The organism is Pseudomonas sp. HMSC066A08, from assembly GCF_001813025.1.
Lineage (GTDB): Bacteria > Pseudomonadota > Gammaproteobacteria > Pseudomonadales > Pseudomonadaceae > Pseudomonas > Pseudomonas aeruginosa.
This window is the reverse complement of the sequence record NZ_KV811194.1, coordinates 1-17,183: the sequence shown is the minus strand read 5'-3', so window position 1 is coordinate 17,183 and position 17,183 is coordinate 1. Positions and strand designations below refer to the sequence as shown.

The following is a 17,183-nucleotide window of genomic DNA, read 5'->3' as shown; positions in this document are numbered from 1 at the left end:
CCGGATGGTGGCTGCTGCGAGCATAGCCGCAACGCATGCACGGCGGGTTACAGCATCGGCAGGTCCTGGGCGCGGCTGGCCAGGCGGTATTGCTCCGGCGTGGTGCCGGCCAGCCGGCGGAACATCGAGATGAACGCCGAGGGGCTGCTGTAGCCGAGGTCGAAGGCGATCTGCTGGATCCCCCTGCCGGCTTCCAGCGCCTCGATGGCCGCGAGGAAGCGCAGGCGTTGGCGCCATTCGCCAAAGGTCATGCCCAGTTCGCGCTGGCAGTGCCGGGCCAGGGTTCGCTCGGTGCTGTGCACCTGCTGCGCCCATTGCGCCAGCGAGCGGTTGTCGCCCGGCTCGGCCTGCAGTGCGTCGAGCACCTCGCGCAGCGCCGGGGTACGGCCGTAGGGCAGGTAGTCGTCGTGGGGCTGGGCGCATTCCAACTGGTCCATGACGACCCGGGCCAGGCGCAGGTCCTGCGCCGAGGTCGGCAGGTTGACCCCGCGCTCGGCGAAGTCCGAGAGGATCGCCTTGAGGATCGCGCTGATCGCCAGGGTGCAGGGTGTCGCCGGCAGGCGTCGTGACAGCTCGGCGGAGAGGTACAGCGAGCGGTAGACGATGGCCTGGCTGTTGTAGCAACTGTGCACCCGCTCCGGTGGTATCCATACCGCGTATTGCGGAGGCGAGAGGAAGCGCTGGCCGTCGATCTCCAGCTGCATCACGCCGTGGGCTGCATAGTTGAGCTGGCCCCAGGCGTGGGTGTGCGGCGGCGAATGGGTGTCGGCGCCGAACTCGTCATAGCGGAAGTAGACGTCGAAAGACTGCCCCTGGAGATCGGGAAGGCGCAGCAGGGTGGTGGTCGACATGTCCGAACCTACGGGTGGTTTGTCCGGAATTCATTATACGTCTGTATTCGGACTGGCTCAGAATGCCCGCGTATTCCTTTTTCATGGTGCGGAACCTCCCATGCAATACCTGTTTCCCCTGCTGGCCGTGTTCATCTGGGCCGGCAACACCGTCGTCAACAAGCTCGCCGTGGGGGTCATCCAGCCCGCCGAGATCGGTTTCTTCCGCTGGCTACTGGTCGGCCTGGCGCTGACGCCCTTCATGCTCGGCCCGGTGCTGCGCAACCGCCGCTACATCCTCGCCAACCTCGGCAAGTTCGTGGTCCTCGGCCTGCTCGGCATGGCCGTCTACCAGAGCCTGGCCTACTACGCGGCGGCGCTGACCAGCGCCACCAACATGGGCATCATCCTGTCGCTGATGCCCCTGATGTCGCTGGGCCTGGCCAGCAGCATCCTGGCCCACCGGCTGAACGCCGGGGCGCTGCTCGGCGCGCTGGTATCGCTGGCCGGCGTGGTGCTGGTGATCTCCCAGGGGCATCTCGGCGCTTTGCTGGAGCATGGAGTGAACCTCGGTGACGCGATGATGATCGTCGCCACCCTGGCCTATGCGGTGTACAGCGTGCTGTTGAAGAAATGGAGCCTGAAGCTGCCGGCGATGCAACTGCTCTACCTGCAGGTGCTGGTGGCGATCCTCGCCCTGCTGCCGCTGTACCTGCTGTCGCCGCGCACCGGCCTGAACGCCGCCAACCTGCCGCTGGTGCTGTACGCCGCGCTGTTCGCCTCGATCGTCGCCGCGCTGGCCTGGATGCACGGTGTCGCCCGTCTCGGGCCGAGCCGGATGGCGCTGTTCTTCAACCTGTTGCCGATCATCACCGCCTGCATCGCCACCCTGGTGCTCGGCGAGCGCCTGACCGTCCATCACCTGGTCGGCGGCGCGCTGACCCTGGCCGGGGTCCTGCTGGCCGAGTTCTGGCAGCGCCGCCCGGCCCGCCTGCGCTCGGCAACCTGCTGATTTCCCGGCAACTTCCTCGCGATTACGGCGCACGGAGGCGCCGCCACTGGCTATCATAGGCAGCGCTCCCCGCGCGGGAGCCGAGCCGTGCCAGCCTGGAAGAGGAAGAATCGTGGTCGAAGTGTTTTCCGTGCAGGATGGGCTGGACGCCGAGCGCGCCCTGCTCGACGAGGTGTGTGGCGGTGCCCGCGAGCATGGCCTGTTGCTCTGGCAGCCCTGCGATCGGGCGCTGGTCATGCCGCGCCGGATGGAGCGCCTGGAAGGATTCGCGCCGGCCAGCGCAGCGGTCGCCGAACGCGGCTGGCCGGTGCTGCTGCGCGATACCGGCGGCGAGCCGGTGCCGCAATCGCCGGGCGTGCTGAACATCGCCCTGTCCTATGCGCTGGGGCCCGGCGACAACGAGCAGACCCGTATCGAAACCGCCTACCTGCGGCTGTGCCAGCCGATCTGCGACTGGCTCCGCGAGCGCGGCCTGGACGCCGGCGTGGGCGCCGTGGCCGGTTCCTTCTGCGACGGCCGCTACAATGTCACCCTGGATGGGCGCAAGCTCGCCGGGACCGCGCAACGCTGGCGGCGCAACGGCGCCGGCCGGCCGGTGGTGCTGGCGCACGCGGCGCTGCTGGTCGGCGCCGAGCGTGAGGAGATGGTCGAGGTGGTCAACACCTTCACCCGCCGTTGCGCCAGTGCCCCGGATTGCCAGGCAGACAGCCATCTCGGCCTGAGCGAGCGCTGGAGCGATTTCCGCATGGCCGACAGCCTCGAACTGGAACGACGCTTCGTCGCCGCCCGATCCTGACCTCTTTCGCCAGAGCCTTGCGCCAGGAATAGCCGTACCGATGCCAGAACCCTTGGGAACCACCGTCCTCACGCCCGGATTCATGATCGTCCACGGCAATCGCCTGGACGACCTGCGCGACCTCGCCGTTTCCTGGATGCGCCGCTATCCGCTGGCGCCGCTGGAAAGCGAGCGGGTCCTGGTGCACAGCAACGGCATCGCCCAGTGGCTGAAGCTGGCGCTGGCCGAAGATCCCCGCGAGGACGGCGGCGGCGGTGGCGGTGGCGGCATCGCCGCGGCGCTGGAGGTGCAGTTGCCGGCGCAGTTCCTCTGGCAGGCCTATCGCGCGGTGCTGGGCCGCGAAAGCATTCCCGAGGTTTCCGAACTGGACAAGGCGCCGCTGACCTGGCGCCTGATGCGTCTGCTTCCCGGATTGCTGGAGCGTCCCGAGTTCCGCGCCCTGCAACGTTTCCTCGCCGACGATGCCGACCTGCGCAAGCGTCATCAACTGGCCGAGCGCCTGGCCGACCTGTTCGACCAGTACCAGGTCTATCGCGGCGACTGGCTCGACGACTGGAGCCAGGGCCGCGACCAGTTGCGCACGGCGAACGGGCAGGCGCTCCCGCTCGGCGCCGACGAGCGCTGGCAGGCCGAACTGTGGCGCGCGCTGCTCGCCGACGTCGGGGCCGATAGCCTGGCCCGCAGCCGCTCCGGCGTGCACCGGCGCTTCATCGAGGCGCTGCGCTCCGCCAGCGCGGCGCCGCGCGCGTTGCCGCGACGAGTGGTGGTGTTCGGGATTTCCTCGATGCCGGCACAGACCCTCGAGGCGCTGGCCGCCCTGGCCAGGTTCAGCCAGGTGCTGCTCTGCGTGCACAACCCCTGTCGCCACCACTGGGCCGACATCGTCGCCGACAAGGACCTGTTGCGCCACGAGTACCGGCGCCAGCAGCGCCGTGCCGGCGTTCCCGCCGACCTCGACGAGGACCGCCAGCACCAGCATGCCCAGCCGTTGCTGGCGGCCTGGGGCAAGCAGGGCCGCGACTACATCAACCTGCTCGACAGCTACGACGACCCGGACAGCTATCGGAACCTGTTCGGCGAGGTCAACGGCGGGCGCATCGACCTGTTCAGCGAGCAGGCTCCGCACGGGCTGCTCGGCCAGTTGCAGGACGATATCCTCGAACTGCGCCCGCTGGCGGAAACCCGCGAGCACTGGCCGCCGGTGGCGCCGCGGAGCGACGCCTCGATCCGCTTCCATGTGGCCCATAGTGCGCAGCGCGAAGTGGAGATACTCCACGACCAGTTGCTCGCCCGCTTCAACGCCGATCCGAGCCTGAAGCCGCGCGACGTGATCGTCATGGTCCCCGACATCAACGCCTACGCGCCGCACATCGAGGCGGTGTTCGGCCAGGTGCCGCGCGACGACCAGCGCTTCATTCCCTATACCCTGGCCGACCAGGGACAGCGCGGTCGCGAGCCGCTGCTGATCGCCCTGGAGCACCTGCTGAAACTGCCCGACAGCCGTTTCGCCGTGAGCGAGATCCTCGACCTGCTGGACGTCCCGGCGTTGCGCCGGCGCTTCGGCGTCGACGAGGCCGACCTGGCGACCCTGCACCGCTGGATCGAAGGCGCCGGCGTGCGCTGGGGGCTGGATGCCGCGCAGCGCGAGCGTCTCGGACTGCCGGCGGGACTGGAGGGCAACAGTTGGCGCTTCGGTCTGCGGCGCATGCTGCTCGGCTACGCGGTCGGCGAAGGCGCGGCCCTGCAAGGCATCCAGCCCTACGATGAGGTCGGTGGCCTGGACGCCGCCTTGGCCGGCCCGCTGGCTGTGCTGCTGGAGCGCCTGGAGGTGGCCTACGCCGAGCTGGCCGAACCGGCCACCCCGGCGCAGTGGGGCGAGCGCCTGCAAGCCCTGCTCACGGTGTTCTTCGAAGCCCACGACGAGCGCGACGAACTGCTTCTCACCCAGCTTCTGCAACTGCTCGAGCGCTGGCAGGAACACTGCGCCTGTGCGGCCTTCGCCGAGCCGCTGCCGATCAGCGTGATACGCGAGGCCTGGCTCGGCGGCCTGGACCAGGGCGGCCTGAACCAGCGCTTCCTGGCTGGCGCGGTGAGTTTCTGCACGCTGATGCCGATGCGTGCGATCCCATTCCGGCTGGTCTGCCTGCTTGGCATGAACGATGGCGACTACCCCCGCCAGCAGTCGCCGCTGGATTTCGACCTGATGCGCAACGACTACCGCCCCGGCGACCGCTCGCGGCGCGAGGACGACCGCTACCTGCTGCTCGAGGCGCTGCTCTCGGCGCGCGAGCAGCTCTACGTGAGCTGGGTGGGGCGGAGTATCCGCGACAATGGCGAGCGGCCGCCCTCGGTGCTGATCGGCCAGTTGCGCGATCACCTGGCGGCCGGCTGGCGTCTGGACCCGGACGGCGACGGCGAGGCGCTGCTGCATGCCCTGACCCAGGAGCATCCGCTGCAGCCGTTCAGCCGCCGGTATTTTCACGATGCGCCGGAGCAGGGCGTCGATGGCCTGTTCACCTACGCCCGCGAGTGGCGCGAGGTCCATAGCGAGGACGACATCGCCGTTCCCGACGCTGAAGCGCCCCTGCCGCCGCTTGAGCTGGAGGGCGTACTGGGGCTGCGACCGCTGGCGGAGTTCCTCGCCAACCCGGTGAATGCGTTCTTCCAGCAGCGGCTCAAGGTTCGTTTCGACGACGAGCAATTGACCGGTAATGACGAAGAACCCTTCGAACTGGACGCGCTGGACAACTGGAAGCTGCAATTCGAACTGACCGAACGCATGAAGCGCTGGGTCGAGCGGGACTGGGATGCCGAGGGCCTGCCGGCGCAGTTGCAGGCCCAGGTCGGGCGACTGCGGCGACAGGGTCGCCTGCCGCTGGCGGCGTTCGGCGAGTTCTCCGCGCGCCATTTGCTGCAACCGCTGCCCGACCTGCTCTGGCGCTACCGCCAGGAAATCGAGCGCTGGCCGGAGGCGGTCGAGCAGCAGCAGGAGTTGCGCCATCGCCATTCGTCCGGGCTGGAGCTGGAGGACTGGCTCGGCGGCTTGCGTCGCGACGCTTCCGGGCGCCTGGTACGCCTGCAATTGCTCAGCGGCAAGCTCCATGAAGGGCGCGGCTTCAAGTGGCACAGTCTGGTGCGCCACTGGTTGCAGCACCTCGCCCTGCAACGTCTCGGCCAGCCGGTGAGCAGCGTGCTGGTGAGCCAGACCGGCACCCTGGAGATTCCGCCGTTGCCGAGCGAGCGTGCCGGCGAGTACCTCGACCAGTTGATCGACGCCTGGCGCCAGGGCATGCGCCAGCCGTTGCCGGTGGCCTGCCGGACCGCTTTCGCCTGGCTCGCCAGTGGTGGCGCCGCAGAGCCCGAGAAAGCCATGCGCGAGGCGCGCAAGCGCTACGAGGGAGGGTTCGGCATTGGGGGCGAGGTGGACGCCTCGCCGGCGCTGGTTCGGGTCTATCCGGACTTCGACCGGCTGCTCGCCAGCGGTGAATTCGCGCACTGGGCCGAGCAGCTCTACGCGCCGCTGCTGGCTGCCCTGGGACGTGGCGCGGAGGAGCAGGCATGAGCCAGCAGCAGATGCCCGTGGCCCTCGATCCGCTGGACTTCCCGTTGCACGGCAGCCGCCTGATCGAGGCCAGCGCCGGTACCGGCAAGACGTTCACCATCGCCCTGCTATACGTACGCCTGGTCCTCGACCATGGCGGCGAGAACGCTTTCGGCCGGCCGCTGAGCCCGCCGGAAATCCTCGTGGTGACCTTCACCGATGCGGCGACCCAGGAACTCCGCGAGCGTATCCGCAGCCGCCTGGGCGAAGCGGCGCGTTGTTTCGCCGAGCCGCAGGAGCGCCACGACGGCCTGCTGGTCGCGTTGCGCCAGCAGTATCCCGCCGAGCGCTGGCCGGGCTGCGCGCGCCTGCTGCGCCTGGCCGCGGAGTGGATGGACGAGGCCGCGGTCTCGACCATCCACAGCTGGTGCTACCGGATGCTGCGCGAGCACGCCTTCGACAGCGGCAGCCTGTTCACCCAGAACCTGGAAACCGACCAGAGCGAATTGCTCGCCGAAGTGGTGCGGGACTACTGGCGGCGCAACTTCTACGGCCTGACGGCTCCGGCGGCGCAAGCCGTGGCCAGCTGCTACAGCGGGCCGGAGGCGCTGGGCAAGGCCTTGCAGCCGCTACTGGCGCGGCAGGACGCCGACTTCCGCTACGCCGACCAGGCGCTGAGTGCGCCCGAGTCGCTGGCAGCCTTGCTGGAGCGGGGCGGCGAGTGGTATCGCCAGCTCGACCACCTGGACGCGCAGGCCCGCGCCGCCTGGCGTGCAGCGCGCGTCGAACTGGAAGCGCTGCTGCGCGACCTGCGTCCCTACCTGAACGGCAACAGCTATCGCGGCAAGGACAGCGACGAGACCTTCGACGCCTGGTTGCAAGCGTTGGCGGACTGGAGCGAGGGCGGCGACCAGCCGGCCAACCTGGGCAAGTTCGGCCAGACCCGGATCAAGCTCACCGCCAAGCGCGTGGCGCCCGAGCATGCCGCGCTACGGGCCATCGACGCCTGGGCCGCGCATCAGGAGGAGCGCCCCGATATCGCTCCCCACCTGTTGCTGCACGCGCTGGGCGAGGTCGGCCGCGAACTGGAGGTCGAGAAACAGCGGCGTGCCGAAATCGGCTTCGACGACCTGCTCAGTCGTCTCGACCGCGCCTTGCAGGGCCCTGGCGGCGAGCGCCTGGCGCAATTGATCCGCGAGCAGTTCCCGGTGGCGCTGATCGACGAGTTCCAGGATACCGACCCGGTGCAGTACCGGATCTTCGAGCGCATCTACCGGATCGCCGCCGATCCCGACGAGCCCCAGGCACGGGAGACCGGCCTGTTCATGATCGGCGACCCCAAGCAGGCGATCTACGCCTTCCGCGGTGCCGACATCCATACCTACCTGCGCGCCCGCGAGGCCACTCGCGGGCGGCATTACACCCTCGGCAAGAACTTCCGCTCGACCGCCGCCATGGTGGCGGCCGCCAACCGCTGCTTCGCGTTCGCCGAAGAGCATCCGCGCGGCGCCTTCCGTTTTGCCCGCGAGGGGCTGGAAAACCCGGTGCCGTTCCATGCGGTGGACGCCCAGGGGCGCGCCGAACGTCTGCTGATCGACGGTGCCGAGGCGCCGGCGATGACGTTCTGGAACCTTGACGCCGAAGCCGGCGTGCTCGGCTCCGCGGCGTATCGCCAGGAAATGGCCGAGCGCAGCGCCAGCGCCATCCGCCGCTGGCTGAGCCTGGCCGACCTGGGCCGCGCCGGCTTCGCCGACGAGCAGGGCGGCTGGCGGGCGTTGCGCCCGGCGGATATCGCCATCCTCGTCCGCGGTCGCGCCGAGGCCGAGGCGATCCGTAGCGCGTTGGCGGCGCGGCGTCTGGCCAGCGTCTACCTGTCCGACCGCGACTCGGTGTTCGACAGCCAGGAGGCCGCCGACCTGCTGCACTGGCTGCGCGCCTGCGCCGACCCCGGCGCCGATGCGCTGCTGCGGGTCGCCCTGGCTACCCGCAGCCTGCACCTGGACTGGGCGACCCTGGAACGATTGAACCAGGACGAACTGTTCTGGGAACGGATGATCCTGCGCTTCCGCGACTATCGCCGCTCCTGGCAGGCCCAGGGCGTATTGCCGATGCTGCGGCGCCTGCTCGCCGACTTCGAACTGCCGGCGCGCCTGCTGCGGCATGCCGATGGCGAGCGCAGCCTGACCAACCTGCTGCATCTGGCCGAGTGGCTGCAGCGCGCGGCGGTGGAGCTGGATGGCGAGCACGCGCTGATCCGTCACCTGGCCGAGCAGGTGCAGAGTCCGGGGAGCGAAGAGATCCTCCGCCTGGAAAGCGACGCCGACCTGATCAAGGTGGTGACCATCCACAAGTCCAAGGGACTGGAATACCCGTTGGTGCTGCTGCCCTTCATCTGCAGCTGGAGGGAGCTGGACGGCAACAGCGGCGCGCCGGCGAGTTTCCACGAGGATGGCGCTCCAGGGCGGGTCATCGAGCTGGCACGGCGCAAGGAGCAGGCTGCGCGGGCCTACGAGCAGGCCAACGATGAGCGCCTCGGCGAAGACATGCGCCTGCTCTACGTGGCCCTGACCCGCGCCCGCCATTCGGTGTGGCTGGGTATTGCGCCGCTGGTGGCGAGCAACAGCAAGTCGCCGGAGTTGCACAAGGGGGCCCTGGGCTACCTGCTTGCCGGCGGCGCGACCATCGGCAGCGATGGCCTCGGTCAATGCCTCGCCGCGCTGCGCGGCGAGTGCCGGGAGATCGTCGTCGAGCCGGCCCCCGAGGCGGACGCCGAACACTATGTCGCAAGGCGCGGCCAGGGTCTTGGGCTGGCCCGCGAAACCCGCCGCAGCAGCCGCGAGAAGTGGTGGGTCGCCAGCTATTCCGGCCTGCAGTTGCAGGCCTCCGCAGGGCTGGACGATGACGAGGCGTTGGAGAGCGACGAATCGCAGGAGCCGATCAGCGCCGAGGAAGCCACCTTCCACGAAGAAGGCCGTTCCGCGGAGCAGGCGCCGGTCGCGCACGCCAGCGAGATGCGCGACGACCTGCATCGCTTCCCGCGCGGACCGGCTCCCGGCACTTTCCTCCACGGGCTGCTCGAATGGGCCGGCCGCGAAGGCTTCGATGTGGCGCGCGCCGATGCCCAGCGGCGCCGCGAACTGGTCGCGCGACGCTGCGACCTGCGGGGCTGGAAGGATTGGGCCGAACCGCTCGACCTGTGGCTGGAACAGTATCTCGCCGAACCGCTGCGCTGGCCCGGTGGCGAAACCAGCCTGGCCGGGCTGGTCGCCTACCAGGTGGAAATGGAGTTCTGGTTCGCCACCCATCAGGTCCAGACCGAGGCGATCGACGCCCTGGTCCGTCGCCATACCCTCGGCGGCGCGGCGCGTCCGGCCCTGGCGCCGACCCTGCTGAACGGCATGTTCAAGGGCTTCGTCGACCTGGTCTTCGAGCACCAGGGGCGTTTCTACGTGGCCGACTACAAGTCCAACTGGCTGGGTGCCGACGATGGCGCCTACAGCCCGGAAGCGATGACCGCCGCGGTGCTGGAGAACCGTTATGACCTGCAATACGTGTTGTACCTGCTGGCCCTGCACCGGCAGTTGAAGGCGCGGCTGCCCGACTACGACTACGACCGCCACATGGGCGGCGCCGTGTACCTGTTCCTCCGCGGCGCCCGCGCGGCGACCCAGGGCCTGCACTTCGAGCGCCCGCCGCGGGAACTGATCGAACGCCTGGACGCACTGTTCAGCGGCCAGCCGGGAGCCGAGCGATGAATCCGACCCTCAAGCAACTGGCCGGCGAAGTCCGCGATGGCCGCGACGACCAGGTAGCGCAACCGCTGGCGGCACGCCACGACCTGCTGCGTCAGCTCGACCTGTGGGTGGCGCGCGGCTGGCTACGGGCGCTGGACCGGGCGTTCGTCGCCTTCCTCGTCGAGTTGCAGCCGCAGGCCGATCCCCGGGTGCTGCTGGCGGCGGCGCTGACCAGCCACCAACTGGGGCACGGTCACGTCTGCCTGGACCTTGAGGCGACCCTCGGCGCGCCCGACGCGGCACTGTCGCTGCCGCCGGAGGGCGACGAAGGCCGCGATGTGCTGTTGCCGTCGCAACTGTTGCACGGCGTGCGCCTCGACGCCTGGCGCGAGGCTCTGGCGGCGTCATCGCTGGTGGAAGTGGTCGACGAGCACCCAGGCGATTCCGAGCCGAGCGAGACAGCGACCTCGCCGCTGGTGCTGTGCGCTCAGCGTCTCTACCTGCGTCGTTATTGGCGGCACGAACTGGAGATCGCCCTGGCCCTGCGCGAGCGCCTGGGTCGGCAGGCGCCCCTGGCCACAGACCTGGCGCCGCGCCTGGCCGCGTTGTTCGCGCAGGCGCCGACGGAAGACGGCCAGCGCGTCACCGACTGGCAGAAGCTGGCCTGTGCCCTGGCGGCCCGCGGCTATTTCAGCCTGATCACCGGCGGTCCCGGTACCGGCAAGACCACCACCGTGGTGCGCCTGCTCGGTCTGCTCCAGGCACCGGCGGTAGCCGCCGGCCAGCCGCTGCGCATCCGCCTCGCGGCGCCCACCGGCAAGGCCGCGGCGCGTCTCTCCGAATCCATCGGCCAGCAGGTCCGGGCCCTGCCGCTGGCGGAAGACGTGTTGCAGGCTATCCCCGCCGAGGTCACTACCCTGCACCGTCTGCTCGGCAGCCGTCCGGATACCCGGCACTTCCGCCACCACCGGGACAACCCTTTGGCACTGGACGTGCTGGTGGTGGACGAGGCCTCGATGATCGACCTGGAAATGATGGCCAGCCTGCTCGATGCGCTACCGCCGCAGGCGCGCCTGATCCTGCTCGGCGACAAGGACCAGTTGGCTTCGGTAGAGGCCGGCGCGGTGCTCGGCGATCTCTGCCGGGATGCCGAGGAAGGCTGGTACAGCGCCGAGACCCGCGCCTGGTTGCAGCGGGTCAGCGGCGAAACCTGGCAGGGCTTGCGCGAAGGTTCGGCGCAGGCGCATCCGCTGGCGCAGCAGACCGTCATGCTGCGGCATTCCCGGCGCTTCGGCGCGAGCAGCGGGATCGGGCGCCTGGCGCGGCTGGTCAACCGGCAACAGGCCGGCGACGCGCGCGCGCTGCTGGACCGTCCGCCCGCCGACCTCTTCGATCTGCGCCTGCGCGGGGAGCGCGATGCGGCGTTCGCCCGGCTGTTCGTCGACGGTCATCCGCAGGCGCCGGGCACGCCGTACGGCTACCGACACTACCTGCAACGCCTGGCCGAGGGCCGCCCGGCCGCCGGACTGGCACTGGAGGATGGTGCCTGGGAGCGCTGGGCGCAGTCGGTACTGACGGCTTTCGACGCCTTCCGCCTGCTCTGCGCGCTGCGCCACGGCCCATGGGGCGTGGAAGGACTGAACCAGAGGGTGGCGGCAGAACTGCTGCGCCTTGGCCTGATCGAGGCCGATCACGGCTGGTACGAGGGGCGGCCGGTACTGGTGACGCGCAACGACTACAGCCTGGGGCTGATGAACGGCGATATCGGCATCGCCCTGCGTCTGCCCGAGCGCAACGACGACGGCAGCCTGCGCTTCGCGCTGCGCGTGGCCTTCCCGCGCAACGACGGTAGCGGCGGCGTGCGCTTCGTCCTGCCGAGCCGCCTGGTCGAGGTGGACACCGTGTTCGCCATGACCGTGCACAAGTCGCAGGGCTCGGAGTTCGCCCATACCGCGCTGGTCCTCCCGGACGCGCTGAACCCGGTGCTGACCAAGGAGTTGGTGTACACCGGTATCACCCGCGCCCGCGACTGGTTCAGCCTGGTGGAAAGCCTGCCCGGGGTGTTCGAGGACGCAGTGCGGCGCAAGGTGCGCCGGCTCAGCGGGCTGATGCTGCATCTGCGGCCGGAAAGGGAAGAACAGCCGCCGCATGCCCCGGGTGAACAGACCGAGTTGCCGTTCTGACGTGCCGTCCGGGCGGTCGGCTCAGCCGACCACCTTCAGGCTGCTCATGCCGTTGCCCTCGCGCTGGACCCGCACCTGGACCGGGATCCGTTCGTGCATTTCCTGGACGTGGGAAATCACCGCCACCTTGCGCCCCTGGGCCTGCAGGTTGTCCAGGGCATCCATCGCCAGTTGCAGGGATTCCGGGTCGAGGCTGCCGAAGCCTTCGTCGATGAACAGCGACTCGATGCGCAGCTTGCTCGATGCCATCGAGGCCAGGCCGAGCGCCAGGGCCAGGGAAATCAGGAAGGTCTCGCCGCCGGAGAGCGAATACACCGAGCGCAGTTCGTCGCCCATCTCGGTGTCCACCACCAGCAGGCCCAGCTCGCTGCCGCCGCGCTGCAGGCGGTAGCGCCGCGCCAACTGGCGCAACTGCACGTTGCTGTGCTGCACCAGCAGGTCGAGGTTATAGCCCTGGGCGATGCGGCGGAACTTGTCGCCGCTGGACGAACCGATCAGTTCGTTCAGGCGGCCCCATCTGCGGAACTCGGCGCGGGCTCGCTCCAGTTCGGCAAGCAGCGCCTGGCTCTGCTCGCGGCGTTGGTTGTCGGCCTGCAACTGGCTGTAGGTATCCAGGTAGGCCTGTTCGCTGGCGGCCAGGCGTTCGCGCTGTTGCCGCAGGTTGTCTTCCAGCGCCTCGCGGTCGGTTTCCGGCCGCTGGCGGCGATGCTGGAGCAGTTGCGCCTGGCGCTCCGCTTCCAGTGTCTGCTGGCGGGTGATCTCCTCTTGCAGTCGCTGCAATTGCTCCCGCCATTGCGTCGCCTGTTCCTCGGAAAGGCCGAGCAGGGCGTCGAGGCGGCTGTCGTCGAGGTTGTCCTGGCGTTCGCGCCAGGCCTGCCAGTCGGCCTGAAGGCGCTGGAACTCATCCTGTTGGCGCTGCCGTTGCTGCTGCAGGTGTTCCAGGGCTTCGGCGAGTCGCAGTTGTTCCTCGCGCAGCGAATCCAGGGGCGCCTGGAGCGTCTCGACGGCGCTCTGCGCCGCTTGCGCGGCGTGCTCCAGCGATAGCTGCCAGTCCTGGGCGCAGGCGTGCTGGCCCAGGTGAGCGCCGAGGCGTCCGTTCAGTTCGGCGAGTTCCGCCTGGGCCCTTTCCTCTGCCTGACGGGCTTCGTTGCGTTGCACGTCGCTTTGCTTCAGTTGCCAGCTCGATTCATCGCAGCGCTGCTTGAGCTCCTGCAGACGCTGTTCGATCTGCTGAAGCCGCGCCTGTTGCTGCCGGCGTTGCTCGATGGACTCGCCGAGTGCCTGGAAAGTCCGCAGCGGATCTGCCTGCCAGCGCTGCCAGTGCTCGTCGGAGAGCAATGGACGCAATTGCTGGCTGTCCTCCTCGACCTGCTGCTGCAAATGTTCGTAGCGCTGCCGTTGTTCCGTCAGCGCCTGCTGGCGCTGTTGCAGGATCGTATCGGCGGCCCGCAGTTCCTGCTGCAATTGCTGGGTCTGGCGCTGGCGGGCGATCAGCCGGTCGAAGTCTCGTTGGCACTGCTGGCGCTGCCCTGCCAGGTCGTCCAGGCGTTGTGCCAGCCACTCCAACTGCGCGGACGGCTCCAGGAGTCGCAGTTCTTCCGGCAGCGTCCATTGGTCCAGTTGCCGATCGAGCGCGGCCAGTTGGCCAGTCAGTTCCTGCTGCTCCTGGCGACTCTGGTTGAGTCTTTCCCGCTGGCTGGAATAGCCCTCGCGCAGACCGACCAGGGTCTGTCGCAGCCGCTCGAGGGCCTGCTCGGCGCGGACCTGTTCCTGGTCGTCGTGTTCACCGAGCGCGGCGAGCAGTTGCTCGGAATGGTGATAGGGATGCTCCTGGCTGCCGCAGACCGGGCAGGCCTCGCCGTCCACCAGGCCGGCGCGCAGTTGCTCGACGCTGGCGCTGCGGGCCAGACGTTGGCGCTGGAGCAACTCGCGGGTGACCTGCAGGGCCTGCTCCGCCGCCTTCACCTGCTCGGCGCATTGGCTGCCTTGTCGTTTCAAGTCGAGCAATGCCTGCTCCTGCTCGACCATACGCTGGTCGAGTTCGCCCCGGCGTCGAGCCAGACCGGCGCGTTGGTCGAGGACCTGTTGCCATTCCTTGTGGAGCGCTTGTTGTCGTTCCAGGCTATCGGTCTGCCGGCGCAATTCGTCCAGGCGTGCCGCCAGGTCGTCCGGCTCGCTGCCATGGAGGGCGGTCCATTGCGCCTGCAAGCGTTCGAGCGGTTCCCCGGCGTGGGCCAGGGATTTTTCCAGCTCGGGGAGCTGCGCCTGGCTTTCGAGCGTGCGCTGGCGACGTTGCACGAAGGCGGCGAGCTGGCCCTGGTGGGTCACCCAGGCGTCGCCGAGCGCGGCGAGAGTCTGGCTGTCGCGCAATGCCGCCTGCAGTTGCGCCTGTTCCGCGACATGGCGCTGCTGCTCCATATCCAGTTGCCGAGCGGCGTCGCTTTGCTGGGCGTGGCGCTGGTTCGATTGCCGATGGAGTTCCTGTCGCTCGGCCAGCGTTCGCTCCAGGCGCCTGGCCTCGCTCTCCAGCTGGAAAGCCTCGCGCAACGGCGCCTGGGCCTGACGCAGATGGTTGTCGGCCTGGGCCTGGCGCTCGCGCGCCTCCTGCAAGCGGGCCTGCAATCCTTGCAAGCGCTCGGCGCCCGCGGCTTGCTGCTCGGTGCGCTGTCGCTGCTGCTGCTCGGTGTGCCGGAGTTCCTGCTCGAGTTGCTTCAGGCGTTCGATCAGTCCGCGAACCGGAGCCAGGCGCTCCAGCCATTGCAGGGTTTCCCGCTCCGTCGCCAGGGTGTCCCAGGCCTGCCTGGCCTCGGCCAGTTGGCCTTGCGCGTGCTCGCAGGATTGCAGCAGCCGCTGCTCCTCGGTGAACCATTGTTGCTGGCCTTCCAGGCGCTGCAGGGCCTGTTGCTCCTGGAGGCGCGCCTGGGCTTGGGATTCCAGCGCCGCCTCGAGTCCGGCCCGGGCCTGCTCGGCCAGCGGCAGGCTGCCTTCCAGGCGTTGCTCGAGTTGCTTGCGCTGCTCGTCGGCCTGGCTGGCGCGCTGGTAGGCGGCTTTGCTCAATTGGCTGTACAGGCCGGTGTCGGTAAGTTTCTCCAGCAATGCGCCGCGGTCGTTGTCGCTGGCCTTGAGGAAGGCGCTGAATTCGCTCTGGGCCAGCAACACGGCGCGAGTGAACTGGGCGAAGTTGAGGCCGAGCTTCTGTTCCAGCTGTTCGCGGAACTCGCTTTTCTTGTTCGCTGCCAGCATTTGTTGGGTCTCCAGGTCCTGGAGGCTCTGCTGGCTCTTTTGCAAGGCGCCGTCCGCCTTGTCCCGGGAGCGCCGGGTTTCCCAGCGGGCGCGATAGCGGTGGCCGTCGATGCCGACGAAATCCACTTCGGCGTAGCCGCTGGCGCAGCCGCGGCGTAGCAGGTTGCGTTCGTCGTTGCTGGACAGCTCGTTCCGGCCATCGGGAACCTTGCTGCTGGCCGAAGTGCTTTCCAGCCGCGGCGTGCTGCCGAACAGGGCCAGGCACAGGGCGTCCAGCACGGTGCTCTTGCCGGCGCCGGTCGGGCCGGTGATGGCGAACAGACCGGCGCTGGACAGCGGTTCGCGGGTGAAGTCGATTTCCTGCTCGCCAGCGAGGGAGGCGAGGTTCTTCAGGCGGATGGCGAGAATCTTCATGGAACGGCTTATTTCCCCGGGGGCTCTTCGGTGGCCAGTTCGACGCTTTGCAGCAGGCTGGCGAAGTCATCCAGCGCCTGCGCATCCGGGCCGGAGCCATAGGCGCTTTCCCAGGCGCGGCTGAACAGTTCCTGGGGGTTGAGTTGGTCGAGTCCGAGCAGCGGCGCCTGCTCTTCGTCGCGGCGCTGGTATTCGCTGGCGATGCGCACCAGACGGCAAGCCTTGCCCAGCAAGGCGCTCTCGATCTGCTGGCGCAGGTCCGGTTGCGGTTGATCCAGCATGACGCGGACCTCCAGCCAGGGCTGCTGTTCATTCAACAGGTCGGCCTCGGCCAGTTCGCCGATTCGATCGAGCACCTCGCCAAGAGGCGCGGGGCCGATGCGCAACAGTTCCACCGCGCGTGGCACCGGGAGACTCTGCACATCCTTCAGGCGCTCACCTTCCAGGGTGACGAGGAGGACCTGGTGGCGATAGTTCACTTCGGCGAAGGACAGCGGCAGCGGCGAGCCGCTATAGCGAATGCGCTCCTGTCCGGCGACTTTCTGTGGCTTGTGCAGATGACCGAGGGCTACGTAGGCGATCTGCTCCGGAAACAGGCTGGCGGGCAGCGCTTCGACGTTGCCGATGATCAGGTTTCGCTCTGAGTCTTCGGAAACCGCGCCGCCGGCCATGTGTGCGTGGCTGACGGCGACCAGTGCCTGTCCCGGCGTGCGACAGGCTTGCGCGGCGGCAACCAGGCGTTCGTGCACCTGGCGGATACCGGCCAGGTAATCGTCGCCGAGCCCGCCTCCGGTGACTTCGGCGGGACGCAGGAAGGGCAGGGTGAGGCACCAGGCGGCGACCTGGCCATCCGCGTCGTGCAGGGGCAGCAGCAGGCGATCGCTATCGAGGCTTTCGTCTATCCAGCCGATCCGGCCGATGGCATGGGCGTTCAGTCGTTTCATCAGCGGAGCGGGCAGTTCGATGCGCGCGCCGGAGTCGTGGTTGCCTGCGATCATCACGATCTCCAGCCGCGGCAGCCGCCGATGGGCGCTGACGATGAAGTCGTAGAGGCGCTCCTGGGCTTTGAGCGGTGGATTGATCGTGTCGAAGATATCGCCCGCGATCAGCAGGACATCGGCGCGCTGCTCTTCCAACTGGCGCAACAGCCAGTCGAGGAAGCGCGCGTGTTCATGATCGCGGTCCTGGCCGTGCAGGGTCTGACCCAGGTGCCAGTCGGAGGTATGTATGAGGCGCATGGAACACTCGTCGAAAGCGGCGGAGCCGTGGCTCGCATTCCTTATATGAGGCAACAGAAGGAGAGGGCGGGGCAAGCCAGCCTATAAAGGAGGAATGGGGCGTCCTCTGGGCTTCCTGACCTTTGGGTTAAAAAGTTTCAAATAAGTGTTGACGCCAATTTCTATCTCCCTATAATGCGCACCACTCCCGGC

Annotated in this window: 8 protein-coding genes; 5 read left to right on the top strand and 3 right to left on the bottom strand. The window is 68.6% G+C overall.

Annotation, left to right across the window (positions count from 1 at the left end; genetic code table 11):
* Positions 1-47: 47 nt before the first annotated feature.
* A complete protein-coding gene (locus HMPREF2886_RS01490; protein ID WP_033971709.1) occupies positions 48-851 on the bottom strand; it encodes an AraC family transcriptional regulator in 804 nt (267 codons plus the stop codon).
* A gap of 100 nt (positions 852-951) precedes the next feature.
* Here HMPREF2886_RS01490 and HMPREF2886_RS01485 point away from each other — a divergent pair, with 100 nt between their 5' ends.
* From HMPREF2886_RS01485 to recD, 5 genes are all read left to right on the top strand, one after another.
* Positions 952-1,842 carry a DMT family transporter gene (locus HMPREF2886_RS01485; RefSeq protein ID WP_003123256.1) on the top strand — a complete coding sequence of 297 codons (891 nt, stop codon included), beginning with the start codon at positions 952-954 and terminating at the stop codon, positions 1,840-1,842.
* Positions 1,843-1,954: 112 nt separating this feature from the next.
* Positions 1,955-2,638 carry a lipoate--protein ligase family protein gene (locus HMPREF2886_RS01480; protein ID WP_003110110.1) on the top strand — a complete coding sequence of 228 codons (684 nt, stop codon included), beginning with the start codon at positions 1,955-1,957 and terminating at the stop codon, positions 2,636-2,638.
* A 40-nt stretch (positions 2,639-2,678) separates the two neighbouring features.
* Positions 2,679-6,200: an exodeoxyribonuclease V subunit gamma gene (recC, locus tag HMPREF2886_RS01475; protein ID WP_070746637.1), complete on the top strand. Its 3,522-nt coding sequence runs from the start codon at positions 2,679-2,681 to the stop codon at positions 6,198-6,200.
* Complete coding sequence (recB, locus tag HMPREF2886_RS01470) at positions 6,197-9,934, top strand: exodeoxyribonuclease V subunit beta (RefSeq protein ID WP_070746635.1); 3,738 nt, start codon at positions 6,197-6,199, stop codon at positions 9,932-9,934. The genes recC and recB overlap by 4 nt, the downstream gene beginning before the upstream one ends.
* Positions 9,931-12,096, top strand: coding sequence for an exodeoxyribonuclease V subunit alpha (recD, locus tag HMPREF2886_RS01465; RefSeq protein ID WP_070746633.1), 2,166 nt, complete (start codon positions 9,931-9,933; stop codon positions 12,094-12,096). The genes recB and recD overlap by 4 nt, the downstream gene beginning before the upstream one ends.
* Before the next feature lie 21 nt (positions 12,097-12,117).
* On the opposite strand, the gene HMPREF2886_RS01460 is transcribed toward recD, so the two are convergent.
* Together HMPREF2886_RS01460 and HMPREF2886_RS01455 are read right to left on the bottom strand one after the other, a co-directional pair.
* A complete protein-coding gene (locus tag HMPREF2886_RS01460) occupies positions 12,118-15,753 on the bottom strand; it encodes an AAA family ATPase (protein ID WP_070746631.1) in 3,636 nt (1,211 codons plus the stop codon).
* 8 nt (positions 15,754-15,761) lie between these two features.
* Entirely contained in the window at positions 15,762-16,991 is a 1,230-nt protein-coding gene (locus HMPREF2886_RS01455; RefSeq protein ID WP_033971715.1) for an exonuclease SbcCD subunit D C-terminal domain-containing protein, read from the bottom strand.
* Positions 16,992-17,183 lie beyond the last annotated feature (192 nt).

Coding starts and splice junctions, on each gene's coding strand:
- HMPREF2886_RS01490 (WP_033971709.1), bottom strand. CDS start 851: ATGTCGACCACCACCCTGCTGCGCCTTCCCGATCTCCAGGGGCAGTCT.
- HMPREF2886_RS01485 (WP_003123256.1), top strand. CDS start 952: ATGCAATACCTGTTTCCCCTGCTGGCCGTGTTCATCTGGGCCGGCAAC.
- recC (WP_070746637.1), top strand. CDS start 2,679: ATGCCAGAACCCTTGGGAACCACCGTCCTCACGCCCGGATTCATGATC.
- recB (WP_070746635.1), top strand. CDS start 6,197: ATGAGCCAGCAGCAGATGCCCGTGGCCCTCGATCCGCTGGACTTCCCG.
- recD (WP_070746633.1), top strand. CDS start 9,931: ATGAATCCGACCCTCAAGCAACTGGCCGGCGAAGTCCGCGATGGCCGC.
- HMPREF2886_RS01460 (WP_070746631.1), bottom strand. CDS start 15,753: ATGAAGATTCTCGCCATCCGCCTGAAGAACCTCGCCTCCCTCGCTGGC.
- HMPREF2886_RS01455 (WP_033971715.1), bottom strand. CDS start 16,991: ATGCGCCTCATACATACCTCCGACTGGCACCTGGGTCAGACCCTGCAC.